The organism is Vreelandella sp. F11 (genome assembly GCF_042466685.1).
In the GTDB taxonomy this organism is placed as follows: Bacteria; Pseudomonadota; Gammaproteobacteria; order Pseudomonadales; family Halomonadaceae; genus Vreelandella.
Genome location: NZ_CP170448.1, coordinates 2,665,930 through 2,689,261, shown reverse-complemented (window position 1 = coordinate 2,689,261; position 23,332 = coordinate 2,665,930). Strand labels below are relative to the sequence as shown.

The 23,332-nt window shown below is 52.1% G+C and carries 28 protein-coding genes; 18 read left to right on the top strand and 10 right to left on the bottom strand.

Annotated features, from left to right (window positions below; genetic code table 11):
* Window positions 1-36 precede the first annotated feature (36 nt).
* From ACFIOZ_RS12320 to leuS, 5 genes are all read right to left on the bottom strand, one after another.
* Window positions 37-975, bottom strand: coding sequence for a PA2778 family cysteine peptidase (locus ACFIOZ_RS12320; protein ID WP_386078027.1), 939 nt, complete (start codon window positions 973-975; stop codon window positions 37-39).
* 14 nt (window positions 976-989) lie between these two features.
* Complete coding sequence (locus ACFIOZ_RS12315; protein ID WP_386078025.1) at window positions 990-1,388, bottom strand: PA2779 family protein; 399 nt, start codon at window positions 1,386-1,388, stop codon at window positions 990-992.
* Between the two features lie 86 nt (window positions 1,389-1,474).
* Window positions 1,475-2,542: a DNA polymerase III subunit delta gene (gene holA, locus ACFIOZ_RS12310; protein ID WP_386078023.1), complete on the bottom strand. Its 1,068-nt coding sequence runs from the start codon at window positions 2,540-2,542 to the stop codon at window positions 1,475-1,477.
* Window positions 2,539-3,033, bottom strand: a complete 495-nt coding sequence (locus ACFIOZ_RS12305) for a hypothetical protein (RefSeq protein WP_386078020.1) — start codon at window positions 3,031-3,033, stop codon at window positions 2,539-2,541. The genes holA and ACFIOZ_RS12305 overlap by 4 nt, the downstream gene beginning before the upstream one ends.
* The gene (leuS, locus tag ACFIOZ_RS12300; RefSeq protein WP_386078018.1) at window positions 3,030-5,615 is read right to left on the bottom strand and encodes a leucine--tRNA ligase; all 2,586 of its coding nucleotides are present in this window, start codon (window positions 5,613-5,615) and stop codon (window positions 3,030-3,032) included. The genes ACFIOZ_RS12305 and leuS overlap by 4 nt, the downstream gene beginning before the upstream one ends.
* Window positions 5,616-5,776: 161 nt before the next feature.
* On the opposite strand from leuS, the gene ACFIOZ_RS12295 reads away from it, so the two are divergent.
* Entirely contained in the window at window positions 5,777-6,298 is a 522-nt protein-coding gene (locus ACFIOZ_RS12295; RefSeq protein ID WP_386078015.1) for a zinc ribbon-containing protein, read from the top strand.
* 4 nt (window positions 6,299-6,302) lie between these two features.
* Here the strand turns inward: ACFIOZ_RS12295 and ACFIOZ_RS12290 are convergent, their stop codons facing one another.
* Together ACFIOZ_RS12290 and ACFIOZ_RS12285 are read right to left on the bottom strand one after the other, a co-directional pair.
* Window positions 6,303-7,616 (bottom strand): hypothetical protein, encoded by a 1,314-nt coding sequence (locus ACFIOZ_RS12290; protein ID WP_386078012.1) that lies wholly within the window; start codon window positions 7,614-7,616, stop codon window positions 6,303-6,305.
* Between the two features lie 529 nt (window positions 7,617-8,145).
* Window positions 8,146-8,325 (bottom strand): phage integrase N-terminal SAM-like domain-containing protein, encoded by a 180-nt coding sequence (locus ACFIOZ_RS12285; protein ID WP_386084070.1) that lies wholly within the window; start codon window positions 8,323-8,325, stop codon window positions 8,146-8,148.
* Window positions 8,326-8,625: 300 nt separating this feature from the next.
* Between ACFIOZ_RS12285 and ACFIOZ_RS12280 the strand changes: the two genes are divergently transcribed.
* The 3 genes from ACFIOZ_RS12280 (at window position 8,626) to ACFIOZ_RS12270 (ending at window position 10,112) form a co-directional block, all read left to right on the top strand.
* Entirely contained in the window at window positions 8,626-9,048 is a 423-nt protein-coding gene (locus ACFIOZ_RS12280) for a hypothetical protein (protein WP_386078009.1), read from the top strand.
* Between the two features lie 94 nt (window positions 9,049-9,142).
* Window positions 9,143-9,730, top strand: coding sequence for a hypothetical protein (locus tag ACFIOZ_RS12275; protein ID WP_386078006.1), 588 nt, complete (start codon window positions 9,143-9,145; stop codon window positions 9,728-9,730).
* A 121-nt stretch (window positions 9,731-9,851) separates the two neighbouring features.
* Complete coding sequence (locus ACFIOZ_RS12270; RefSeq protein ID WP_386078003.1) at window positions 9,852-10,112, top strand: hypothetical protein; 261 nt, start codon at window positions 9,852-9,854, stop codon at window positions 10,110-10,112.
* 288 nt (window positions 10,113-10,400) lie between these two features.
* On the opposite strand, the gene ACFIOZ_RS12265 is transcribed toward ACFIOZ_RS12270, so the two are convergent.
* On the bottom strand, window positions 10,401-12,194 hold the full coding sequence (locus ACFIOZ_RS12265; RefSeq protein WP_386078001.1) for a hypothetical protein: 1,794 nt from the start codon (window positions 12,192-12,194) through the stop codon (window positions 10,401-10,403).
* Between the two features lie 510 nt (window positions 12,195-12,704).
* Here ACFIOZ_RS12265 and ACFIOZ_RS12260 point away from each other — a divergent pair.
* Window positions 12,705-12,845, top strand: a complete 141-nt coding sequence (locus ACFIOZ_RS12260; protein WP_386077998.1) for a HigA family addiction module antitoxin — start codon at window positions 12,705-12,707, stop codon at window positions 12,843-12,845.
* A 278-nt stretch (window positions 12,846-13,123) separates the two neighbouring features.
* On the opposite strand, the gene ACFIOZ_RS12255 is transcribed toward ACFIOZ_RS12260, so the two are convergent.
* A complete protein-coding gene (locus ACFIOZ_RS12255) occupies window positions 13,124-13,858 on the bottom strand; it encodes an SDR family NAD(P)-dependent oxidoreductase (RefSeq protein WP_386077995.1) in 735 nt (244 codons plus the stop codon).
* Window positions 13,859-13,927: 69 nt separating this feature from the next.
* On the opposite strand from ACFIOZ_RS12255, the gene ACFIOZ_RS12250 reads away from it, so the two are divergent.
* From ACFIOZ_RS12250 to ACFIOZ_RS12240, 3 genes are all read left to right on the top strand, one after another.
* Window positions 13,928-14,317: a winged helix-turn-helix transcriptional regulator gene (locus ACFIOZ_RS12250; protein WP_386077992.1), complete on the top strand. Its 390-nt coding sequence runs from the start codon at window positions 13,928-13,930 to the stop codon at window positions 14,315-14,317.
* Between the two features lie 52 nt (window positions 14,318-14,369).
* Window positions 14,370-15,113, top strand: coding sequence for a sulfite exporter TauE/SafE family protein (locus ACFIOZ_RS12245; protein WP_386077989.1), 744 nt, complete (start codon window positions 14,370-14,372; stop codon window positions 15,111-15,113).
* 548 nt (window positions 15,114-15,661) lie between these two features.
* A complete protein-coding gene (locus ACFIOZ_RS12240) occupies window positions 15,662-15,982 on the top strand; it encodes a carboxymuconolactone decarboxylase family protein (protein ID WP_088700052.1) in 321 nt (106 codons plus the stop codon).
* A 391-nt stretch (window positions 15,983-16,373) separates the two neighbouring features.
* On the opposite strand, the gene rlmF is transcribed toward ACFIOZ_RS12240, so the two are convergent.
* Window positions 16,374-17,264, bottom strand: a complete 891-nt coding sequence (rlmF, locus tag ACFIOZ_RS12235; RefSeq protein WP_386084068.1) for a 23S rRNA (adenine(1618)-N(6))-methyltransferase RlmF — start codon at window positions 17,262-17,264, stop codon at window positions 16,374-16,376.
* Window positions 17,265-17,533: 269 nt separating this feature from the next.
* Here rlmF and ACFIOZ_RS12230 point away from each other — a divergent pair, with 269 nt between their 5' ends.
* The 10 genes from ACFIOZ_RS12230 (at window position 17,534) to ACFIOZ_RS12185 (ending at window position 22,978) form a co-directional block, all read left to right on the top strand.
* Window positions 17,534-17,908 carry a nuclear transport factor 2 family protein gene (locus ACFIOZ_RS12230; protein WP_386077987.1) on the top strand — a complete coding sequence of 125 codons (375 nt, stop codon included), beginning with the start codon at window positions 17,534-17,536 and terminating at the stop codon, window positions 17,906-17,908.
* Window positions 17,909-18,032: 124 nt separating this feature from the next.
* Window positions 18,033-18,440, top strand: a complete 408-nt coding sequence (locus ACFIOZ_RS12225) for a VOC family protein (protein ID WP_386077984.1) — start codon at window positions 18,033-18,035, stop codon at window positions 18,438-18,440.
* A gap of 153 nt (window positions 18,441-18,593) precedes the next feature.
* Complete coding sequence (locus tag ACFIOZ_RS12220) at window positions 18,594-19,340, top strand: DUF899 domain-containing protein (protein WP_386077981.1); 747 nt, start codon at window positions 18,594-18,596, stop codon at window positions 19,338-19,340.
* Between the two features lie 58 nt (window positions 19,341-19,398).
* A complete protein-coding gene (locus tag ACFIOZ_RS12215; RefSeq protein ID WP_386077978.1) occupies window positions 19,399-20,031 on the top strand; it encodes a LysE family translocator in 633 nt (210 codons plus the stop codon).
* Between the two features lie 35 nt (window positions 20,032-20,066).
* Complete coding sequence (locus ACFIOZ_RS12210) at window positions 20,067-20,333, top strand: nitroreductase family protein (protein ID WP_386077976.1); 267 nt, start codon at window positions 20,067-20,069, stop codon at window positions 20,331-20,333.
* Window positions 20,317-20,691 (top strand): nitroreductase family protein, encoded by a 375-nt coding sequence (locus ACFIOZ_RS12205; protein ID WP_386077973.1) that lies wholly within the window; start codon window positions 20,317-20,319, stop codon window positions 20,689-20,691. The genes ACFIOZ_RS12210 and ACFIOZ_RS12205 overlap by 17 nt, the downstream gene beginning before the upstream one ends.
* Window positions 20,692-20,705: 14 nt before the next feature.
* Window positions 20,706-21,320 carry a LysE family translocator gene (locus ACFIOZ_RS12200; protein WP_386077971.1) on the top strand — a complete coding sequence of 205 codons (615 nt, stop codon included), beginning with the start codon at window positions 20,706-20,708 and terminating at the stop codon, window positions 21,318-21,320.
* Window positions 21,321-21,390: 70 nt separating this feature from the next.
* Complete coding sequence (locus ACFIOZ_RS12195; protein ID WP_386077969.1) at window positions 21,391-21,864, top strand: hypothetical protein; 474 nt, start codon at window positions 21,391-21,393, stop codon at window positions 21,862-21,864.
* A 187-nt stretch (window positions 21,865-22,051) separates the two neighbouring features.
* The gene (locus ACFIOZ_RS12190) at window positions 22,052-22,459 is read left to right on the top strand and encodes a hypothetical protein (protein WP_386077966.1); all 408 of its coding nucleotides are present in this window, start codon (window positions 22,052-22,054) and stop codon (window positions 22,457-22,459) included.
* Window positions 22,460-22,498: 39 nt separating this feature from the next.
* Entirely contained in the window at window positions 22,499-22,978 is a 480-nt protein-coding gene (locus ACFIOZ_RS12185) for a GNAT family N-acetyltransferase (protein WP_386077963.1), read from the top strand.
* Window positions 22,979-23,332: the final 354 nt, after the last annotated feature.

The window sequence follows — 23,332 nt, the reverse complement described above, 5'->3', positions numbered from 1 at the left end:
CTCGTTATTATTAATAATACCGTTAGTGATTGATATTTAATCGTTATTTAGAGAGTTTAAGGCTGAGAGCGCTTTTTCTCGCCAGCTGCCTTCAAGGGATGCGGCCTGGGTTAATGCCTCGCGCGCGTCCTCAGGGGAATCATTTTGCAGCAGTAAAAGGCCTAGATTTAGCCATGCAGCCCCCATTGACGCATCCAGCTCGCTCGCCCGCTCAAACGCCTTGCGAGCGTTGTCGGATTGCTGGTCAGCATAAAATGCGTTACCCAGCGCAAACTGCCCTATTGCGTTAGCCGGATGACGCGCCACAAACGCTTGCCAGCTTGAGAGTGTTGCACGCGGCCCGTGGGTCTCTTCGTAGGCGCTAATCGCTTCTAGGGCATTACGGGCGCTAATACCCGCCGGTAGTGTACCTGGCTCGGCCACTACAAACCCCCAGCGCTCAGTACGTGCCCAGGTGGCATCGAAACGGCTAAACGACAGCGTATGCCGCTCAATTTCCCCGCTGCGCAGAATCAGCGTTTCACTGGGTAGGTCGTAGCCAATGGCGACGGCGTAGTGCCACATTGGGTAAATTGGCAACGACAAATTCTGCATGACCACCACCGGGTCGCCCGCTGCCAAATGGTTTAACAAGGCATCCATGGTGCCGCGAATAGGAAACGCGAGCCGCTCATGGCGCCGTACTGTGGCCAGCATTTCTGGCTGCACGCTGCCATCGCGCCCGGGCAGAAATACCTGAGGAATTAGCTCGTCAACGCCAGTATCGACACCCTGATGGTTGAGCACCATCGCCAGCGTGGCAGGGCCGCACTGAAATTCCGTTTGGGCATAAAACGGCACGCTGGTGATTTCTGTATGGGGCGGTAGCGCTTGATAAGTGCTTTGCAGTAATACCGGATTCCGAGCACAGCCACTAAGGAGTAGCAGCATAATAAAAACGCCCGCAAAGCGGGCGTTAGTAAGCAGGTAGGTCATATGCTACCTATTAATTAACGAGTAAATGGGTAGACGTCGGTTAGGCCGAGGATGTCGGTGACCAGCAAAATAATGAAAACGGCGAATAGAGCGCCTACAACGCCAGCACCGGCTGGCAACTGTTCAAGCTGTTCAGCCATCTGCTGTGCTTCTGCATCGCTTAGAGCGGCAACACGGGCTTCGACTTCATCTAGATCAACACCCTGTTTTAGCAGCTGATCTTGCACATCGGCGCGGGCCAGAATCTCGTTGATACGCTCGCGGTCTGCGCCAGCACGGTCAGCTGCCAAAACAGATTGGGTAGAGACCAAATCCATGGATTGAGGTGCCGCGGGGGCAGCAGCAACGGGCAAGCTGGTAATAACGAGCGCAGCAATCAGCAGAGTAGAGAGGTAAGCACGCAATGTTTTCATCGTCTTCTTCCTTATAGACTAGTCGGGGTGGTAAGGAATGAGTATAGAAACAAATGGATTGATTTTTAAGCGTAATATGCAAAGTGCTAATTATTTGCACTAATGCGATAGGTCCAGGCCGACTCTGAGAGCAGCCCGCGGCCACCGGCCATGGTCATGGCTAAATCGTGCAGCCCAGGCCATAGCGGCACTGTGGCCGCACCCTTCACCGCTAAATCGAGACGTTGTGCCATTAATAGCAATTTATGCAGACGCTTCATGGGCAGGCGGCCAATCGCTTTCTGGTAAGCGGGGCGGCGCTTATCGAAAATCATCGGCTTTTGGGTTTTGCAGGCGTGCTCAAAGCTCTGGCCCTGATCCAGGTGCTGTTGTAACGAAAGCAAAGTGCGTAGCTCCCGGCTAAGCGCCCACAGCACAATAGGCGCCTCAACGCCTTCACTGCGCAGGCCATTCACAATGCGCGAAGCGCGGCTGGGCTCGCCTTTCAAGCAGGCATCGGCCAAATTGAAGACATCAAAGCGGGTGCTGTCTTCCACGCCCTGGGCGATGCTCTCGACATTCAAGCGGGTGCCCTGGGGATGAATCAGCGCCAGTTTTTGCAGTTCCTGGTCGGCGGCCAGCAGGTTGCCTTCGGTGCGCTCACCCAGCAGGCGAGCGGCTTCCAGATCAATTTGTAGACCGTGCAGCGAAGCGCGATCCCGCAGCCAATAGCCTAAGCGGGAAGCGTCCACTGGCCATACCGGTACAAACAGGCCGTGCTTATCCAGCGCTTTAAACCAGGCGCTTTTCTGCTGCTTGGCGTCCAGCTTGCCCATGCCAATAAGCAAAACGTCATCGCTGTTATCCAGGGTTTCGGCGTACTGCGCTAACGCTTTACTGCCTTCCTGGCCCAACTTGTGATTGCCTAAGCGCAACTCCAGCAGCTTGCTGGTCGCAAACAGCGAGAGATTGCTCGACATCTCCATCAAGCGACCCCAGGCGAAATTGGGCTCAACGTCGAGTACTTCACGCTCTTCAACGCCTGCCTGACGCGCGGCAGCCCTCACCGCATCGCAGGCGTCGCGATGCTGTAAGGGCTCATCGCCTGCGACAATCACTACGCGGGGAAGCTTTTTTGCCAACGCAGCGGGCAGCTGATCAGCAAATACCTTCACTGCATGCCCTCAACGTAGGTCAGACGCTCAATGATTTGCTGAGACAGCTGGCGTGCAAGCGTCTGTTCCGCTTCCATCATCAGCGTTTCGCGGTTGAGCAGGTCGTCATCGCTGACCCGAATACGTGTATCTGTCGACAGGGTCTGGTTATTGATGTGATAGGCATTGGACGCTCGCTCCTGTACCGAGAGGCGAATGCTGAGCACTAACTCATGTTCGCGGCTTGCCCGACCATCACCTCCCAAACGGCGTTCGCTTAAGGCGGGTGTGCCCAGCGTAACCCGCCAGGGCGCATCAGAGGCTACCTGGGTGCCTAGCTGTTGGAGGCGTGAGGCGACCTGCTGGGCGACGGCACTATTGGTATCGCCCTCTAAGGCCAGGGGCGGCAGGGTAGGCAGCGATGCTTGGCCGCGTAGATGAAACCCACAGCCGCTGAGCAGCACCGCCGCCGAGGCGGCGATGCTTGTGGTTAGAAAAGTGCGTCGATTCATCCACTCACCACGATGTTAACCAGTTTGCCAGGCACCACGATCACTTTACGCACGGTGTTCCCTTCAAGGAAGCGCTGTACGTTTTCGTGTTCCATGGCGAGTTTTTCGATAGACGCTTTATCCGCGCTTGAAGGTACTTCAAGGCGAGCGCGCAGCTTACCGTTAACCTGCACCACCAGCTCGATGCTATCGCGGGTAAGGGCGGTCTCATCAAGAGCTGGCCACGGTGCTTCAATGGCCGGGCCAGAGTGGCCAAGCGCTTCCCAGAGGCTGTGGCACAGGTGCGGGGTAATCGGCGAGAGCAGCAGTACGCAGGCTTCCAGCGCCTCGCGACTCACCGCCAGACCAAGTTCAGAGCTATCTTCGAACTTGCCGATGGCGTTAGACAACTCCATCACCGCAGCAATGGCGGTATTGAAAGTGGTGCGGCGGCCAATGTCATCGCTCGCTTTCTTGATGGTCTCGTGGGTTTTCCTTCGCAGTGCCTTTTGGTCGTCATTGAGTGCACTGGTATCCAACTTGCCGGGGGTGCCGACGGCCAAGTGCTCGTTGACCTGACGCCACAAGCGCTTCAAGAAGCGGTGTGCGCCTTCTACGCCCGAATCCGACCACTCCAGCGACTGCTCCGGCGGCGCGGCAAACATCATAAACAGGCGCACGGTATCGGCACCGAACTTGTCGATCATTGACTGCGGATCAACGCCATTGTTTTTCGACTTGGACATCTTCTCGATGCCGCCCATCTCCACCGGCTCGCCGTCGCTCATCAAAATGGCGCTCAGAGGGCGGCCTTTGTCATCACGCTTCACTTCCACGTCAGCGGGGTTGAACCACTGCTTACCGCCGTTATCGGTAGTGCGATAGAAGGTTTCCGCAATCACCATGCCCTGGGTCAGCAGCTGCTGGAAGGGCTCGTCGGAATCCACTAGGCCGAAATCACGCATCAGCTTGTGGAAGAAGCGCGCATACAGCAAGTGCAGAATGGCGTGCTCGATACCGCCAATGTAGAGGTCAACCGGCAGCCAGTAGTTGGCCCGCTCGTCCAGCATGGCTTCGGTGTTATCGGCACAGCAGAAGCGCGCGTAGTACCAGGAGGACTCCATAAAGGTGTCGAAGGTGTCAGTTTCACGCGTCCAGCCATCGCCCAGATCAGAGAACGCCGGCATCTTTTTCAGCGGCGAACCCGAGGCATCGACGGTGACTTCCATAGGCAGCGAGACCGGCAGCTCGTCATCGGTGAGCGGCACGGTTTGACCTTCCGGGCCGTATTTAACCGGAATCGGCGCGCCCCAGTAGCGCTGGCGGGCAACGCCCCAATCGCGCAGGCGGTAGTTGGTTTTGACTTCACCACGACCAAGCTCAGCCAGTTTGGCGGCAATGGCATCAAAGGCTTGTTCAAAATCAAGGCCATCAAACTGACCTGAATTGACCAGCTTGCCGTATTCAGCGTAGGCCACCTCAGAAACGTCGGCAGGCTGGCCGCTTTCATCAGCGATGACCGGCTTGATGGCAATCCCGTACTTGGTGGCAAACTCCCAATCGCGCTGGTCGTGGCCGGGTACCGCCATCACCGCGCCGGTACCGAACTCCATCAGTACGAAGTTAGCTACGTAAACAGGCACTTCATCGCCGGTCAGCGGGTGAACCGCCACATGACCTGTGAGTATGCCTTTTTTCTCTTTGGTGGCCATCTCGGCTTCGGAAGTGCCACCCCTGGCGCACTCATCACAGAAAGCTGCAAGCTCACTGTTCTGCTCGGCCGCCTGCTTGGCTAGCGGGTGGCCAGCGGCAACCGCCACATAAGTAACGCCCAGCAGCGTATCCGGGCGAGTGGTATAGACCGCTAGCGGCTCATTGGCTTGACCATCAGCGCCTTTAACATCAAAGGTCAGCTCGACACCGCGGGATTTACCAATCCAGTTGCGCTGCATGGTTTTGACCTGCTCGGGCCACTCGACTTTATCCAGGTCGGCCAGCAGCTCATCGGCGTAGTCGGTAATCTTCAAGAACCACAGCGGGATCTCTTTACGCTCAACCAGCGCGCCGGAGCGCCAGCCGCGGCCTTCGATGACTTGCTCATTGGCGAGGACGGTTTGATCAACCGGATCCCAGTTCACCGTCGACATCTTCTTATACACCAAGCCCTTCTCCACCAGTTTGGTGAAGAACCACTGCTCCCAGCGGTAGTAGCTGGTATCGCAGGTGGCGAACTCGCGACTCCAGTCGTAGGCAAAGCCCAATGCCTTCAACTGATTGCGCATGTAGTCGATATTTTGGTAGGTCCACTTGGCGGGCGGCACCTGATTCTGGATGGCGGCGTTTTCCGCGGGCATGCCAAACGCATCCCAGCCCATGGGCTGCATGACATTTTTACCCTGCATGCGCTGGTAACGGGACACAACGTCGCCGATAGTGTAGTTACGAACGTGGCCCATGTGCAGCTTGCCGCTGGGGTAGGGGAACATGGAGAGGCAGTAAAACTTCTCGCGGTTCGCGTCCTCTACGGCTTTGAAGCACTGATGTTTGTCCCAGTACTGCTGGGCGTCGCGTTCGATATCACGAGGGCTGTAGTGTGCGTCCATCGGTTTATTAATGCCTTGGCGTATTCGCCCAAAAGGGGCGCAAAGTGAATGTTAGATGACATCTGTCAGATAAGTGAGGTCGATTGTATCCTATGCGGGTGTATCCTTGAACGGTAAGCCGATGATAGGTAACTGCACGCGTCGACAAAAGGAGAGGCACCATGAGTGAACAGCAGAATGACAATCGCCTACGCGAAGGCTACGAACGCTTGCTAGAGCGGATGCAGGGGGGCGCTAACGACCTAACCTGGGAAAACTTACAGAAGGATCTGGACGACGCGGTCGAGTTTGAAGCGGAGCTGGAAGAGTACACCAAAGACGAGCTAGCCCTGCTGCGCGCCTGGGTAGAGCGTGACCTGAAAGATATGCGCTACTACATGGCCGACACTGGCAAGCAGGTGGCCAGCTGGCTGGGTATCGATATTGACGGCCTTTCACGTCGTGTGGCGGAGTCGCTGCTTTCGATTGCCGACCGTAGCGTGGTCGAACGCGAGCGCTTTGAGGAAGATTTAGAGGCCGCCCGCGCTGACTACTGCGAAGGCGAAATGGCCGCGCCCGGCCTAATGGCTTGCACCCATTGCGATGCTCAGGTGATGCTGCCCACCGTGGCGCGCCTGGAACCTTGCCACCAGTGCGGACATCGCTACTTCTACCGCTTCCCTAGCAAAATCGTTGAGACCTGATCGATTAGCTAACCAGTAAACTGACGCCTGCAATCGCTCCCAGCGAGAGCAGGCTCATTACCGCTGCGTAGAGGAGGTTATTTTTCATCATTCGGTAACCGCTCACTCCGTAGCGTCCCTGCAGTGACAGGTTGATCCCCGAAAGCGGGCCCACGCTGGTGCCTACCGCCCAAGATGTTAACGCTACAAACGCAAATACGGTCTGTTCTCCGTTCTGCAGGTTCAGTATTGAGGCCAACACCGACACCCCAATAATGGGATGTAAACCTGCAAGTGCACTCAGCGTAATCGCTACAAAGCTAACCATCGCCTGGGGTGCGCCAAAGCGGGTGAACAACGTCCAGTCGTTGCCAGCTGCTGCTGTTACCAGTGTCGAAAGGCCAATGGTTAATAAACCTGCCGCCAAAAATAGCGAAATCTCCCCGCGCATGGCGGGTAGCCGCGTAGTGGTGTGCTGACGAATCCGTCGCAGGGTAAATTTGGGCCCATGGGGGAGGTTACTTAGCAGCGCAACGCTGGGCAGCAGAAAGGTAATAATACTGACAATGGTCAGGGCAGGGGTGAGCACAAAGTGAAACAGCATCACCAACGCCGCCATGCCTACCGGCATTAACAGGCTGCGCGGTGCCAGTGAGTAGCCATCCACCTCGCTGAGATCAAACCGCCGCCTAAGCTCCAGGGTGGTTAACAGCCCCGACAGCATCGCCATGGGAAAGCCCACCACGGCAATTTGCGCGTATTCAACGTCGGGAACTAGCGCGATCACTACCCCCATAGAGGCAAAAAAAGGCGACCATAAGGCCGCACTGGAAAGCCCACGATTAAGCGCCAACAGCTGAGGCGTCGTCAGCGGCCCGCGCCGGGCGAGCTTATCGCCGACCATAAACACGGTAGAGAGATTTAAAATCGTACCCAGGAAGTGAACGCCCAACCAAGTACGCAGAATACCCCCCGCACCAGTCACGCGGCTTCCCGTTGCGCCCTTATTGCCTTGCTTACCAATCAGCGAGATAAAGCTAACGCCCACCAACATAGCCGCCACAAACGAGTTGCCCTGCAACATGGCAGGCCAATCGACATCGGCGCCATACACAAACCGCGCCACCAGCAACATGCCAGCGCCTAGCGCAATCAGCACGCCGGCCTGAATGCGCGAACGCTTAGGAATATCTCGCCACAGCAACATAACTGCCGCCCAAAGCAAATAGCTCACCGCATGGGCAGTGCTCAACCAGCCGGTAAAACCAATAATCTGTGCGATCAAACCAAGCAAAATCAGCACGCCCGCCAAGCGTTGCCGAGAAGTTGTCTCTTGCATGCCAACCCCTTAATAGTGAATTAGCAGGCTAATCGGATTTGCGAAGGAAGGCCAGCGGTAAGCCGGTAATGATCGAGGGCTTTTCGTAGCGCGTGGTAACGAGCGAAGCGAGGCACCCGCGAAAGTACCGCGCAGCGGTACCAGATCAATGCAACCCACAAACTGTTGGCCTCAAAGGCAACACTTTATTGCATTGGTACGTGACCTAAGCCAAATTTATCAATAAGGTATGGTTAATGAGTCACACACGGTCGCAACTGGAGCGTTTTACGTAACCTGGTTGTGCCGTGGCGGTAGCGTGGTTTCGTTTTAGCTTTTTAGCCTAAAAGGCTGCGCACACCGGCAAATTCCTTCCTCAGGTCAGGGGATGGCCATCAAATTCATAGGCCCACACACTCGATTTAACACGCGCATGACCTCTTCGTGAGAAAGCACGACAGGTAATCGACGCGGGCGTTTAGCTCGTGAAAAGGTGCCAATATCACCCAATGGCATATCAATGAAATGGCGATACAGAAATACTAAAGCATTAAGCGCTTGGTTTTGTAGCTGCAGTTGCATATCCCGCTACGGTAAGGCGCTCCAGAAAAGCTTGGATTTCAGAAGGGCCCATACTGGCTGGGTGTCGTACTCCATGATGCCGAATGAAGTAACGTATCGAGTAACAGTATGTTTTTTCAGTACGTGGGCTATTGCGCTTTACCCGCATGACAGCTTTCACAAGATCCATTAGTTTCGGAGGCCTGCTTTGCATATCCATTTGGTGTTTATCTACCGGTGGATATACATACAAAATTATTGGGATTTGCAAAATGCGCAAGATTGCCAATTCTGCAAATAGAGTCTAATTAATATTAATTAAATTTAGAATCATGTGGTTATACACGAAAAGGTAGGCTACATTTGCTAAGTAAACATGCTGGCGCGTTCATCCAATCATAGGACGCGCCGTCTAATACCTGTTATAGCTAGTAGGAATCTGCCAGTGAGAGAGATAGTAGAGTCGGCCTTGGACAACGCATTGGAGCAATTGCTGCGATCTGACAGTGCTATTCTCGTTATGGATGTTAACGAAAGATCTATCTCTCATAGGCTGGCGTCTTATCTGGAGCCATTTTTTCCCGGATGGAATGTAGATTGTGAATACAATCGCAATCATGATGATCCAAAGAGGCTGAATATAAGAAGGCGAAGAGTTCTGTCCGACGACACCCAGGCTACGACTGTATTCCCAGACATTATCGTTCATCGTCGAGGTACGGATGATAACTTTGTTGTCATAGAGATGAAAAAGACTACCAGTCAAGAGACTGATGATTACGATTTAGAAAAGCTACATGCTTTTAAGGAGCAATTGGGGTACCAATTTGCCATTTTTGTAAAGGTGAGAACCGGCGGGGAGCCCATCATTGAGAGTGTGCAGTGGGTATAACAAAGCCATTAAATTCGCTCCCTACGGTCGCCGGACGCTCGCAAGCTCGCGCCGTTTATGGCGGCGTTAGGCGATTACTCAACTCGGAGGCATGATGACAGTTAAGGAACCAGTCAAAAGCGTCGTAAATCAAAACACTCTACCTGTGGGTTTTCCTACACATGCTCATGGGACAGAATTTTGGGAGTGTTTGGGTAGAACAGTTGCCACATTTGGGTTCCTCGAAGAAGTGTTGGTAAAAGCTATTTTCGCTTTTACCGCTACTACGGAGTACAGCGAAGCTGAAATCGAAGAAGCATACTCAAAGTGGGTTCCTAAGCTAGAGAGATCCCTGTCTGATCAGCTTGGCGCGTTAATAAACACCTACGGAAAATCTGTACGCGATAATTCAAACGCGACAATAGAGAATCTTGATGACTTAATAAATGACCTTCGAGCCGCATCGAAAATACGTAATGTTTTGTGTCATGGCTCATGGCGTATGCCAGATAGTAACGGGGCGTCAACTCCGTTCTTTGTAAATGGCCAGAAAGAGGTTTTTGAAACATCAATTGATGTTGCTTTTCTGAACCAGGTTCAAAAGCATGCAGTAGAGTTAATCTGTGCCGTAATAAATACTGTAACTCATATGGGGTGGCAGTTTCCAAGTAGTAATGGTCCGGGCGAAGTAATATGGCGCTAAATATCCAGCATCGTCGCCTAACAAATAAAGGCACCGGACATCGAAACCGCCGCTTCGCTCTGGTTTTGCTGCCGGTGCCTTAGGCGTTAGATGTCAAATAATTTACAGTCAGAGGTAGACATTGAAAAATCAAAAAGGCCATTTTATTCCACTTCCCAATGATTTTTCTGTTCTGGTTATTGGCAGAGAGAAGAAGTTCAATATGAACCCAAGCGGGATCTATATAACGTATGACTACGCAACGGCAATAATGCACTATGCTGGCAATAAAGCTGGAGATTCATACACTAGTTTTGAAATACCATCCGACCCAAAATTTCTAAAAAAGTTCGCAAGAGAAATAACAAAGTTTGCAAAAAGACTCGAAGAGGAAAGAGGATAAGCATCTAACAATCCAGCCGATGCCTTTGGCACGGCTGATTTTAAACGTTAGAGCGTAAAATGGAATGAAATTGCGAGCCGCAGAAGCATTAGATCTTTCAACCTCTTTAATTTGGATAGACGACGAGCCTTTTTCCGAATGTGGGCTGGATCGACGGTGCAATATACGCCATCGTCTCAAACAATATGGTCTGAGGTGGTGGCCTAACCCCGAAAACTCCCAAAATGTAGTGGGCCTGCTGCGTCCACAATACGTGCCAGGCCAGGCCTGGCACTCGCATAGGCGTGATTAATCAAGGCTCACATCTATAGGGTACACAGGCGTATCCAGCTCACCTAAATACCAGACCTCAATACTAGAGGGCTGGCCGTAAAAATAATACACATCGACGCTTGATTGTCCTGCGCCCTGTAAACTGTGGAATGTCATCTCTGAAAGATACCCTTGCTCGTCACGTGCAAATACATGATTGCGTCGCAAGTTAGGTGACGAATTTGACTCAACTGGCTCAAATTCCGAGTAATCAATCACCAAACGGTTGTGCTCAAAGCTCATCCCTACGGGTAATTCATCCACTGCGTATGCTTGCTTGGTCAAGTTACTTGCCAGCGCCATATGAACCTGTGCGGTCATTCTAACGGGTACGCCCGTAAAGCGCTCAGGGTCATAGTTGAAGCGCCCAATCATATGGATCGACTGCACCGTTTTTGAATTTACTTCAAAGCCTAGCTTTTCCGCTTGCAGGTTGCTTTGCTCAGGGTCTTTAACTGGATTGCCCTCAACATCGAAAAACTCGAAAAGCGCCATGGTCGGCATCCACATGCGATTACGACGGTCGATCAGTAAGTCGCTTTGCACGGGTGGGTAATACCACGCGACTTGCCCAGGGTAATCAAGTTCAACGTGGCTTACGTCTCCTGGCATTAAGTGCCGTGCCACTTGCACCGCCTCGGCTAATTCGTCAGCCTCAAGTTCGGTGCGCTCAGCGCGTAGGGGTAGTTGGCCTGAGTAAACGGGTGCAGTGGGTTCAATCTCGGGTAATTGCGCCAAACCGTCGTCCGCCCGATGAGCCGTCGGCATATTATGCACCGGAATATCTAACGCTTGCTCAACGATTTGGCTATCTTCGCGGTAAACCAGTAACGTCACTTGCCCCTGCGCAACGGGGCCGTTAAAGCTACTGGCAACGAACTGAGCATCGCCACGTGCAGCCGCAAGCTCGCTATCGAGCGCCTCTAGCTCGGCCAGCGCCGTGTCATAGTCCAAATCGTTCTGTGCCAGGCGTTGAAATAAATCATCTAACAGAGTATTGATGCGTTCATACACATAAAGCGGATCACGCTCGCTCTGTACATGGGCTAAATAGTGACCTTGGCTATCTTGGGCATCGGTCACTATATCCTGGTCAAGCCATTCAATGGTGCTGCCTTCGTCGGTTTCAATTCTCAACGCGAATGAAACAGTGCCAAAAGCCTCTAGCAAAACACGCACGCCACCCTGTTCGAAGGTTTGTCCAACATCGTTTGCACTGAAATTGAAGGTGATGACGTCGCTGGGTAGTTGGGCCTTAAACTCACCCTGTAAGCGCACTGCCGGCGGCTCGGCGTCTTCATCCTGGCCAAGATAGCAATAGGTATCGCCAGCCAGAATCACTCGCTCAGCTTGGGTTTCACGCTGATGCGTATCCGGCAAGGTTAGTATTTCACCGTTTGCGAGTTCAATGTTTTTATAGTCAACGCGGTGACGTATCGGCAAGCGAAAAGGACGCTGAATCTGCATGCCCTGGTTGCCGGTGTGACGCATACATAACGGGTTATTATGCGTGTTAAAGGCTTGAATACTGCCGACAAAAGCCTGCTGCAATGATGTTACATCAGCATAATCAGACAGCCTGTATACGCGCGGTAAGCTAAACTCAATATCACCTGGCTGGCCGTATAAGTGAAAGGTATTAATAGTAGAAAAGTAGGCGTTACGCGCCTCATAAGATAAAAGCTCACGTAACGCGCCATCATCAAGCTCGGCTAAGGCCTGTTGTCGACTTTCGTAAGTAGCCTGATGTTGTTTGAATAGCTGTTGCATACTACTCCTCCCTGGAGCGTCTAATGAAACCTGCGAGGCATTCGCACTTTGCCCATTAGAGCCTTGATTTGTAATAACTAAACCAATACACGCCAAGGCGACTATAAGCACTATCATTGACTTACTCGCGACTTTCATATTCACATACCCTGTGTTTTAAATGCGTGCGAATATTGTATATAAGGCGGGCTTAACACATATATAAATTTAAAAATTATTTACGTAGCTTTTCGCAACTAACGAGTGGTTGAAAAAACACCTGGCGCGTTCGGACGGGAAACAGGCAGGGGCAGCACGCAATTTCAATCAATGATCAGTGGCGTATCTGTTTTAGTTTTGAAGGTGATGATGCGTATGAAGTCGAAGTGTGTGACTACCACTGAGTGAGGTTATGATATGTCTATTCTTAATACGACCGGTATGCAACGCAACCCCACACATCCTGGCGAAATGCTGAGGGAAGATTTTCTTCCGGATTATGGACTGACGGTTTCGGGGTAGGCCGAACCTTTGGGTGTCTCTCGTCAGTCAGTTAATAAATTATTGCGCGAATGTAGTGCTGTTAGCCCTGAAATGGCGCTCCGGCTTGCTCGCTTGTTTGGTAACTCGCCGGAATTCTGGCTGAACGCACAGCGATCTGTTGATCTTTAGATGGCCGCGCAATCGGTCAAGGAAGAAGTGGATCGAATCAAGCCGCTACATGCTGTATAACCAAGCCGTGCACCGGATCCCAAAACCTCCGCTTCGCTCCGGCTTTGTCATCGGTGACGGCAGACGTTGTGTGTAAGGGAAGCCAAAATGAAAGGGGGCAGATCGAGTTTATTTTGATCAATGTAAATGAGGCAGGTTGATTTTTTTTAACCAAGCTGACTGATCTAAAATCTATCTGACCCCTTTGGGTTCATTGCCTCCCGTTCTCCGCCTAACCCCTAAACCTGCGCGTAGCCCCCATCAACGAACACCTCGCTTCCTGTCATAAAGCTGCTATCGTCGGACGCCAGGAATGCCACCGCGCCTGCGGTTTCTTGGGGATCGCCCAGACGCTCAAGCGGTACGCTCCGTTTCATCTCTCTCAGGGCGTCGGATGGGAGCAATTCGATCAACTTGTCTGTTTTGGTCGGGCCAGGAGACATGACGTTTACGCGGATGCCGGTGCTCCTGAGATCATAGGCCCAACTGCGCACCAGATTTCGGACGGCCGCCTTGGAGGCGCTGTAGATGCTCATCGCGGGGGTGCCCATGCTGCCGACCGTGGAACCGGTGAGGATGATGGAGCCACCGTTCGTCATCAGGGGGAGGGCCTTCTGGACGGTGAAGAGGGTGCCTTTGACGTTGATGTCGAAGATGTAGTCGTAGTGCTCCTCAGTGATCTCTCCCAGGCTGGCGAATTCGCCGACGCCCGCGTTGGCCACCAGTACGTCCAGGCGGCCTTTCTCTTTCTGGACTGTCTCGAATACGCGTTCGAGATCCTCCGGCTTCGTTACATCCGCCTGGATGCCCCAGGCGTTGGATCCCAATGCCTCAGCTGCGTTGTCGAGGGCCTCCTGGCGCCGTCCGACAATGAAGACGAAGGCGCCTTCGTCGATGAGGCGTTGGGCCGAGGCCAGGCCGATGCCGCTGGCTCCGCCAGTGATTAGTGCAATTTTACCGTTTAGTCGATTCATGGTTGGGTCTCCGTGTGTGTTGACTCGATGCGCTTTCACAATATATAAACCGCTTACAAATGTTCAAGTATGCACCTTTTGGTAAGTACCTTTATGGCGAAAGTAAACTCTGAAAACCCACGTTTCATTTGTGGCCTGCATGCGACGCTGCACGTGATCTCCGGCAAGTGGAAGCCGTTGATTCTGTTCTTTTTAAGCAAGGGCCCGACGCGTTATGGCGAGCTCAAGCGAAGCGTCCGGGGCGTGAGCGACAAGATGTTGATCCAGCAGTTGAAGGAGCTGGAGTCCGACGGTATTGTCCAGCGCACCGACTATGGCGAGATCCCGCTGCGCGTCGACTACTCGCTGACGCCCTTTGGGGTAAGTCTGGTGCAGGCCATGGAGCCGCTTTGCGGCTGGGGAGAAGAGTACGAAGAGGACATTGCCGCGGCGATGGATCGCCGGAAAACCAGCCGGTAGGAAGCGAAGCCTGCCTAAGACCAATCTGTGAGTGTTACCGTATGGATGCACTGTGAATTTCGAGACGATTCTGATCATCGCCTGTGCCTATCTTGTGGCTGCCTTCGTCAAAGGGGCGACCGGTCTGGGGTTCTCAACATCCGCGCTACCCATCCTCGCGCTTGGGCTGGGCCTCAAATCCGCCATGCCGCTGGTCATCATTCCCTCGCTGGTGAGTAACGCCATCGTGATGATGCAGGCAGGGCACTTCGGGGAAACGGTGCGGCGCTTCTGGCCGATGTTTCTCGCCACCATTCCCGGCCTGCTGATCGGCCTCGCCGTGCTGGATCTGATCGATAGCCTGGTCGCCGGCGCGATACTGGGTCTGGTGCTTATCGGCTACGGCGCTTTCACGCTGTTTCGCCCTGGCCAACCGATGTCGGAGAGCCTGGGCCGCAAACTTGCACCGGTTTCCGGCTTTCTCACCGGTGTGGTGAATGGTATGACCGGATCGCAAGTCATGCCGGTCTTGCCTTTCCTGCTGGCGCTTCAACTCGATCCCAAACGGTTTATCCAGGCGATCAACATCTCCTTTACCCTTTCGAGCCTGGTCATGGCCGTGGGCCTAGCGAAGTTGGGGCTCATGACGGCCGAAACGATCTGGATCTCGTTGCTGGGGCTGATACCCGTGTACGTCGGCACCAAGGTCGGCGGTATCGTGCGCCAGCGGATGGATGCCGACACCTTCCGCAAAGTAGTGTTGCTGATGCTGATCGCCTTCGGTGTCGTGCTGGTCAGCAAAACTGCCCTGGCGTAGGGCGGGTAGCGCTTTCGTGGCGGCTGTGGGATCTGAGAGCGGCCGTGGTGATATGGCCGATTTCAGAATAACTACCACAGGCGAGCTCTCTCCGTAGCTTGTATCCACGCTTTGGCGAGAAACAGGCATCTTCGCCACCTTGTAGCCACCATCCTGCCATGATCTCGCCGCAACCTGCCTGAGTGGAACTCATAAGTGATGGAGCTGGGCACCGGCTTTTTCTCAATGCCTCAGATGAGGCAGTAATAGATTCTGGCGAGTGGAAAGCTAAGTCCAGTAGTGGCGAGCTAGACGGAATAGAATTGCTACGGACACTTGTAAGTTGATGGTGGTGCTTCTCCGTGATCTTGGCTATGTTGGAACGGTTCTAACCAAAGATGACTTTTTGAAACTATTCATCACTGATTAGCACAGATCCCAAATGGTTCCTGCCACTGATGACAAACAGGCATAGCCAAGCCATTAAATTCGCTCCCTTCGGTCGCAGAACGCTCCTTCCGCGCGCTGTTTACGGAGGGCGTATGTGCCTAAAGAAAAAGGGGAACGAAATGAATGGTAATGAAAACTTGGTAAGCAATGCTTATCAGATATTCATGCAGGAAGCGCCGGAGCATGCTCAAGCATGGATGATAGCAGTCCAGAGCTTGGGCAATGCCTGTGCTTTAGACAAGAAAACAGAGAGCCTTGCTTACTTAGCCGTATTGTCTGTTAAAGGCCTTGATAGCGGTGTTCCATTTCATGTGAAGGTTGCGAAGGAAGCGGGCGCATCTAGAGAAGAAATAATCAGCGCAATACTCGTTGGCCTGCCAGCAGCAGGCAACATAGTGACACGCTCGCTGCCAATCGCCCTTCAAGCCTATGACAGCTAGAGTTCACTATGAAAAAAACGAACGCAGAGTGGCATCGCAACCATAGGATGCCTAAGAACCCTACCTTAGAGGAAAGAATTGAGTGGCACTTGGAGCATTTTAAAAACTGTTCCTGTCGTCCCATTCCGCGAAACCTTGAGGAAGAAATGAAACGAAGAGGAATGATCGTATAACAAGCAAAAGCAGTCGGGCGTATAAACGTGCGCTATTGTGAGCGCTGAGGCTGTTAAAAAAAAAACCACTGACGGCTAAGTTTGGTAGCCGAGATCCGCTTTAGCCAGGTACCTTTCACGTAGCACGTATTTGATTGAGCACTGGCAGTTCTCCAGTGCTTATAGCGGAATAATGTCACGGTAGACTCCGCATAATCATGTGCCATCTCAGGAACGGCTCACATAAATGTCCAGGCCAATATCCGCGTGATCTTATTTCCCTGATTCATCTCGATTTCCCGACTATCAACGGCACCGAGTTTACGAATCAGCTTCTTGGCAGGCTTAACATTGTTGGCTTTTGAGACCAGGCTGCTAAACCAGCGGCATTGAGTTGAATACGTTTGGCTTTCTCTTATTAGCTTTTTAAGAAACAGCTGTTCGCCACCCTTGCACCAAAGCTCTGCCCCCAGCCCGCCGAAATTTAGACTGGGAGATTTGGTTTTTGCTTTGTGTTCGCCTTGGCTACGCGCAAGGTTATTGAGTTTACGCTGGCTACCTTTAAGGGCTTCATCGAGCGAGGCGTGGAAGGGCGGGTTGCATACGCTGACGTCAAAAAACTCTCCGGGTTGAATGATCCCTTCAAATATGTGGTTTTTATCGTGTTGCGTGCGCAGCGTGAAGCGATCTTTGAGCGTGGGGTTGTGGGTGATAATCGTGGCGACGTTCTCAAGCGACTGAGTGTTGATGTCACTACCGACACACTCCCAGCCGTAAATTTGGCAGGCCAGTAGCGGGTAGATCCCATTGGCTCCAGTGCCTATATCGAGCAGCTTGATGCCGGGCTGTTCACGCCCAAGCCCAAACTCCAATAAGTCCGCCATGTAATGGATATAGTCGGCTCTGCCTGGGATGGGAGGGCAAAGCGCGCCCTCTGGGACATCCCAGTTGACGATGTTGTAGTATCGGTTTAATAACGCGGCATTGAGCGTTTTTACCGCCAGTGGATCTGCGAAATCGATGGAAAGTTCGCCATAAGCGTTTGGCTTCACATAGAGGGCTAGTGCTGGGTGGCTTTTTACGAGCGCTGGAAAGTCATAGCCTTGGTTGTGTAGATTCTTCGGGTGCAGGCCTTTGCGAACAGGCTTGGCTCGGCTTCTTTAACTTTGAGGGTGGTTGTTCACAGTATTAGGCCTGAGGCTTGGCGTTCAATTGTCGAGTGGGTATGACTTAGTCCGTGATTATAATCTTAATGGTTGTAGTAAAAATACTCGGCAGGTTGAAGCTGGCGAGAGATCTCCGCCGAGATACGTGTTAGGCCTAACAAAATCCCGAAAGGTGTACGCGTGAGATACGCTGCTTCCTTCTAGCGTTCATTTCTAAAGATAGGAACCAGTCCATGAAACGCGAGGGTCTGAAACAAGTACGAGAACACTGGTACGCCGCTTATTTCGCTGGTGACGTTGAGCACCTTGCCCAAGTGCAGGCATATAATTTCATAGTTACTACCGAACGCGGTATCCAATCCAAGAGATCCCAGCTCGGCGCTCTCTCTTCAGCTAAGCAGAAAGGAAGTTGGTTTCCTCAAGGCGGGCAAAAAAACGATACCGAGCTATCGATTCAGGAATCTGACAGGAACACCGTAATAACAGGGCAGGGATATACCCTTTCCGGATCATCCCAAGGGCCGGTGGTGGCGTTTGCAGAAACCTGGGAGTGGGATGGCACTGCTTGGAGGGTTGTTAGTCTGAGCTACAGCGCGGCCCGAAGCTAAAATCAACAAGTAGCTATAGTACTTGGCCGATAGCTGCCAGACGCCCTTTAAATTGTGGCTTCGCCTTCATTGCAAGGGCGCTAAACTCTCAGCGTTATGTGTATCAACTGGAACGGAGGCATACATGAAGTCCATCACGACCTCGCTAATGTTTGTCGGAGAGCAAGCCGGGAAGGCTGAAGAGGCAATCAAGTTCTATACCTCACTCTTTCCTGGTTCAGAGGTTCTCGATATTCAGCGCTTCCAAGCGGGTGAGAATGAGCCAGAGGGTTCCACCAAGATGGCTCGCTTTACGATAAACGGTACTGAGTTTCTGGCGCTAGATAGCCACCTTGATCACCAATTTACTTTCACGCCATCGATGTCATTGTATGTTGAGTGTGAATCTACGAGCGAAATTGAAAAGGCTTTTCATGCCCTAGCTGAGGGTGGCGCTGAGCTAATGCCTTTGGATAACTACGGTTTTAGTAAGCAGTTTGGGTGGTTAAAGGATAGGTATGGCGTTTCTTGGCAGCTCAACCTGGCGAACTAGGGCCTCGATGCATCAATGCTTCACCAAGCGCATCGTCATTAATTGCGGCGGTGTTGTCGATTTTGATCAGTGGCGAACGACTACTCTATGCAAAACGCACTATTCCGGTGCTGCAAGCCGGAACAACGCTGAATTTACGCGAGGAAGTCCGTCATGAGCCAGATTGAATCACCGAGAGTTGTCTCCAAAGAGGAGTGGTTTCAGGCACGCAAAGCTCACCTAAAGAACGAGAAGGCGCTCACTCGTATGCGTGACCTGGTCGCCCGTGAGCGGCGCGAGCTGCCATGGGTCAAGATAGACAAGGAATACGCCTTCGATACGCTGGAAGGGAAGAAGACCCTTGCCGAGCTATTTGGCGCAAACAGTCAGCTGGTCATTCACCATTTCATGTTCAGCCCTGATTGGAATGCGGGCTGCCCGAGCTGCTCGCTGGAGGCGGATCATGCCGAGGGGGCCATCGTCCACCTCGCCAATCATGATGTCAGTTACGTTCGTGTATCCCGCGCGCCGCTGGAAAAGCTGGAAGCCTATCGGAGGCGTATGGGCTGGACAGCCACCTGGGTGTCCTCCCTGGGCAGCGATTTCAATTTTGACTTTCAGGTCTCTTTCGCTCGGGAGGATCTTGAGGCTGGTCGGCTCTACTACAATTACCAAGCTATCGAGGATCCGAAATACTTCAGCGAAGAACTGCCCGGACTTAGCGTTTTCTACAGGGACGAGAGCGGGGCAGTATTCCACACTTACTCCAGCTACGCCCGTGGCAATGAGGAGGTTATTGGCGCCTTCATTTATCTCGACATCACACCGAAGGGCCGCAACGAGAAGGAAATCATGGACTGGGTTCGGCGCCACGATGAGTATGATGCGAGACCGACAGAAGCGGTCTGTCACACCTGCTGATTGCTGCCCGTTGCCGTTAGCTCCATACCAAGGGGTTGTAGTAATAGGAGGAGGATGGATGGGCACTGAGCTAGTTGGCTTCATCGCAGTCGTATTGCTGGCATACCTTATTCCTGGCCCGGATTTTCTGCTAGTGAGCCGATATGCGGTACAGCATCGTCGACTCGGTTTAGCCGCTGCGCTGGGTGCTCAAAGCGGACTCTGTATACACATGCTGATAGCCGCTCTTGGCCTCTCGGCCATTGCGGCCCGCTCCGCCGAGCTGTTTATGCTGATTCGTTGGGCAGGTGCGGCTTATTTAATCTGGATGGGGCTAGCAGTTCTGTACAGTAGCCGTAGCCAGCACCGTAGTGCACAGGCAGACGTGCAAGAAGACATTGATGTCACTAGCCGTAGTCGTGCTTTTGCCAATGGCTTTTTGTGCAATTTACTCAACCCCAAGGCGATCATCTTCTTCCTTAGCGTCTTACCTCAGTTCATCGACCCGATGGTCGGTGCAGCTCGGCAAATTTTGATACTCGGTGTGCTTGATGTACTGATTGGTGTCGCATGGTGGTGGGGCGTTGTCATACTTATGGAGCGTGTAGCGCAAGCATTACGCAGGCCGCGCATTCGGCAGTGGTGGGATTGGATTACAGGCAGTTTGATGATCGGTGCTGGTGCTCTCTTGGTGCGCAACAGTCCGAGTTAGTAGTGCCATAACAGTTAAACATAGGGAGTGAACACATGGCCTTCGACTTACCTGCTCCAGAACAGCAAGACTCCCAGTCATTGGTTGGCAGTATTGCGGCTCGGCGCAGCGTGAGGGAGTACACGAATGCACTGCTACCTATAGGCGTTTTGTCTCAGTTGCTGTGGTCGGCCCAGGGCGTAACAGGGCCGAATGAAAAAAGAGCCACGCCATCGGCAGGTGGGTTATATCCGCTGCGCCTAAAAATTTTAGTGCAGCGGGTATCGGAACTTGAGGCCGGTATCTATGAAGTATCAGGCTGAGAGCCATTCGTTAAACCTAATGAGTGGCCGTGTTCCAGAAGGGGTTGTGCAATCGCTAGGAATTGGCGATCAACCATGGTTGAAAGAATCCGCTCTTATCATCGCGGTTACCGCGAAACTTGGCGATGCAGTTCAGCACTTTAAAGCTCAGCCACCCCAGGGAGAGCGCGGCGCTCGATATGTGTATATGGAAACGGGGGCTTTAGCACAAAATGTCCATCTTCAGAGTACTGCCCTCGGAGTTGGCTGTGTTCTAGTGGCAGGTTTCGATAATGCAAGGGTGAAGGAAGTGTTGAGATTGCCTTCTGACTTGGAACCTACTGCGTTGCTGTGCATTGGGCAGCGGCGTGCCTCATAGAGGAGTAGTCATTTATGTTTTCTGCTGAGTTCTTGCTTACCTCGTTGGTTGTCGTGCTGATCCCAGGCACAGGTGTTATCTTTACCGTTTCCATTGGCTTAATGCATGGGCGTCTGGCAAGTCTCTATGCTGCTATCGGTTGCACACTTGGTATTGTGCCGCACCTGCTGGCCACTGTTCTGGGCCTGGCGGCTATCATGCATACGAGCGCGGTAGCATTTCAGGTGCTCAAGTATGCGGGTGTCGTGTATCTTCTTTACCTTGCCGTCGTTACTTGGCGTGATCGAAGCGCTTTCTCTGTTCATGAGGTGAGGCGAAAGGGTGATGCCGTTTCGCTTATGAGCAAGGCGTTCCTGCTGAATATCCTCAACCCCAAGCTGACCATTTTCTTCTTAGCGTTCTTGCCGCAGTTCGTTGCAACTGATGCCCAGTCATCACTAGGGCAATTGCTCGGACTGAGCGCTATTTTCATGGCGATGACCTTTGTTGTCTTCGTCATCTACGGGCAGCTTGCCCATGCGTTTAGAACAGCCGTTATTGATTCACCTAAGATTCAGGGTTGGTTGTGCAGGAGCTTTGCGGCAGCGTTCGCGGGTTTAGGTGTACAGCTCGCGCTGACTGAGCGGTAAGGCCTAAGCAATCATTTAAACCCATACCGCAAAGCGGCTTAACTCAGCGCTAGGTATAAAGAGAGAAGGGATGAGCGCGACACGAATAATGATCATCGGAGGTCCCGGCTCAGGTAAATCTAGGTTGGCGCTTAGGCTGTCGAGGTTACTTGACATAGTTGTTTATTGTGTTGATGAGGCCGTTCATGATGAAGACGGAAAGCTTCGGACAAACTCCGAAATTGATAGCACGGTAAGATCCTGGGCATCAAAACATCAATGGATCATTGAAGGAGGGAACTCTAGAACCTATTCGGATAGAGCGTCTAGAGCTACCGTTCTTGTCTTTATGAAGCCGCCACGTTGGTTAAGAGTCTATCGAGTGGCTATTCGAGATAAATTCAATTTATCATTGCTTTATTGGTCTTTTAAGTATGATGAGTTTTTTGGGTTGAAGGATGAGATGATCTTAGGCTCAGTAGGCAAAGATATTGCCACGTATACGGTTAGAACAAATAAGGATGCAGATGAGTTGTTAAGAATACTGGCACGTAAAAAATATTAGTCATTGCTATAAAGGAAAGTGCTGTGATTATAGAGAACAGTTTTTTAGTGTTTGAAATTAATGATCGTGGTCTAGCAAGGCGAGCCCTGGTGACGGCTGCTACATTGACAAACATCGGGCAGGGAGGCTTTGCGGCTTTTCCTTCACTGTTAAGCCCTTGTGTGAAGGCGTAAATTAGGTGCGTGAAATGAAAAAAATGCAGCACAAGAGATCTTTTTTTATAGGATTTTTCCTGGCGGTGATCTTTTTTATGCTGGGTCTTATGATTCAGAATAATCAGTTTTTTCTATGGACGGACGATTTTCAGTTAGTTTTGATTGTACTTGCTTTTTTTCTTCCAGGAGTTGTTTTCCTTGCGCTACCATTTGTTCTTCTTCTCAGAACCTGCGGCTTGCTTTCTTGGTTTAGTGCTCTTCTTGCTTTTATCGCTGCAGGTATTCTTTACTATCAATTTATAGCCTACTTTCTAGGTGGCTCAGGAGTAGAGCAAGTGTTCGCGGGAGCTATGTTTGGGGTTCAAGCTGGTATTGGCTTCTGCTTAGGAGTATGGCCAAATCATTTATTTAAGCCCATACGATTCAGCAGCGATAACTAATTGAGCTAGCTTGGCCCTTTATCAAACGTAGGCATCAACATGAGTATATTTGTACGTCTTGCAAATTCTGACGATGTTGTCGCAATAGCGGCCATTCATCGGCAAGCATTTACGCGTCAAAGTGACTCGGAGGTCTGGGTTCGGGCAACGATGGCAGCCTGGCCGCGGATGCTCGTTCACCTCCTTATCCAAGCGGATGAGGTTGCAGGGTATATTTTTTGGGCCCAAAAATCCGGCATTCGTCCGTCTGCAGTTGTTGAGCTTGATCAGGTTGCTGTGACTGCGCAACTGCGTGGCAGGGGGCTTGGAGAATTACTCATAAGGGAATCGCTTGCCCAGGTGCGAGGAGTGCTTGAGTGCAATGGTCAGTCCTTGAAATCGATTCTCGTATCAATCCGAGCGGATAATGAGGCTCAGCGGCTGTACCAGAAATCGCTAGGTGCCAGGGTTGTTGCCGAAATAGACGATATGTACTCATCAACCGAAGTACTGATGCTGGCGGAGGCTGTTGATGGCTAACCATGTGTTGTCACGAAGACTCACTCTGCTTCGCCTTTGCGCTTAGAGCTTTGATGGACATTCATGAGATTAAGGCTATGGTGTGAAAAGTCAGACAGCACAGAAGAAGTATGGGTACCGTGAGTGAATCTTAAAGAGGTAGAGGAGTAGCAGCCATGTCTAATAAGGCCAACAAGCGCGCTTTTTGGCAAGGACTGCCGACATTCTCGCTTGTGTGCAATTTATCCAGGCAGACACCGCGCACGGAAGCGACTGTGCACCGTGGGACGGCAGCGTGCCCAAAAGCCCACGTTCAACCTTCTCGTCCAGCACTGAGTCGTGGAACACGTATGATGGTGTGTTAGGAATTATTCT

Excerpts from the sequence above, each read along its gene's own strand:
- ACFIOZ_RS12320 (WP_386078027.1), bottom strand. The coding sequence starts at position 975 with ATGACCTACCTGCTTACTAACGCCCGCTTTGCGGGCGTTTTTATTATG.
- ACFIOZ_RS12315 (WP_386078025.1), bottom strand. The coding sequence starts at position 1,388 with ATGAAAACATTGCGTGCTTACCTCTCTACTCTGCTGATTGCTGCGCTC.
- ACFIOZ_RS12305 (WP_386078020.1), bottom strand. The coding sequence starts at position 3,033 with ATGAATCGACGCACTTTTCTAACCACAAGCATCGCCGCCTCGGCGGCG.
- leuS (WP_386078018.1), bottom strand. The coding sequence starts at position 5,615 with ATGGACGCACACTACAGCCCTCGTGATATCGAACGCGACGCCCAGCAG.
- ACFIOZ_RS12295 (WP_386078015.1), top strand. The coding sequence starts at position 5,777 with ATGAGTGAACAGCAGAATGACAATCGCCTACGCGAAGGCTACGAACGC.
- ACFIOZ_RS12290 (WP_386078012.1), bottom strand. The coding sequence starts at position 7,616 with ATGCAAGAGACAACTTCTCGGCAACGCTTGGCGGGCGTGCTGATTTTG.
- ACFIOZ_RS12285 (WP_386084070.1), bottom strand. The coding sequence starts at position 8,325 with ATGCGGGTAAAGCGCAATAGCCCACGTACTGAAAAAACATACTGTTAC.
- ACFIOZ_RS12275 (WP_386078006.1), top strand. The coding sequence starts at position 9,143 with ATGACAGTTAAGGAACCAGTCAAAAGCGTCGTAAATCAAAACACTCTA.
- ACFIOZ_RS12265 (WP_386078001.1), bottom strand. The coding sequence starts at position 12,194 with ATGCAACAGCTATTCAAACAACATCAGGCTACTTACGAAAGTCGACAA.
- ACFIOZ_RS12255 (WP_386077995.1), bottom strand. The coding sequence starts at position 13,858 with ATGAATCGACTAAACGGTAAAATTGCACTAATCACTGGCGGAGCCAGC.
- ACFIOZ_RS12250 (WP_386077992.1), top strand. The coding sequence starts at position 13,928 with ATGCACCTTTTGGTAAGTACCTTTATGGCGAAAGTAAACTCTGAAAAC.
- ACFIOZ_RS12240 (WP_088700052.1), top strand. The coding sequence starts at position 15,662 with ATGAATGGTAATGAAAACTTGGTAAGCAATGCTTATCAGATATTCATG.
- ACFIOZ_RS12230 (WP_386077987.1), top strand. The coding sequence starts at position 17,534 with ATGAAACGCGAGGGTCTGAAACAAGTACGAGAACACTGGTACGCCGCT.
- ACFIOZ_RS12225 (WP_386077984.1), top strand. The coding sequence starts at position 18,033 with ATGAAGTCCATCACGACCTCGCTAATGTTTGTCGGAGAGCAAGCCGGG.
- ACFIOZ_RS12220 (WP_386077981.1), top strand. The coding sequence starts at position 18,594 with ATGAGCCAGATTGAATCACCGAGAGTTGTCTCCAAAGAGGAGTGGTTT.
- ACFIOZ_RS12215 (WP_386077978.1), top strand. The coding sequence starts at position 19,399 with ATGGGCACTGAGCTAGTTGGCTTCATCGCAGTCGTATTGCTGGCATAC.
- ACFIOZ_RS12210 (WP_386077976.1), top strand. The coding sequence starts at position 20,067 with ATGGCCTTCGACTTACCTGCTCCAGAACAGCAAGACTCCCAGTCATTG.
- ACFIOZ_RS12205 (WP_386077973.1), top strand. The coding sequence starts at position 20,317 with ATGAAGTATCAGGCTGAGAGCCATTCGTTAAACCTAATGAGTGGCCGT.
- ACFIOZ_RS12200 (WP_386077971.1), top strand. The coding sequence starts at position 20,706 with ATGTTTTCTGCTGAGTTCTTGCTTACCTCGTTGGTTGTCGTGCTGATC.
- ACFIOZ_RS12195 (WP_386077969.1), top strand. The coding sequence starts at position 21,391 with ATGAGCGCGACACGAATAATGATCATCGGAGGTCCCGGCTCAGGTAAA.
- ACFIOZ_RS12190 (WP_386077966.1), top strand. The coding sequence starts at position 22,052 with ATGAAAAAAATGCAGCACAAGAGATCTTTTTTTATAGGATTTTTCCTG.
- ACFIOZ_RS12185 (WP_386077963.1), top strand. The coding sequence starts at position 22,499 with ATGAGTATATTTGTACGTCTTGCAAATTCTGACGATGTTGTCGCAATA.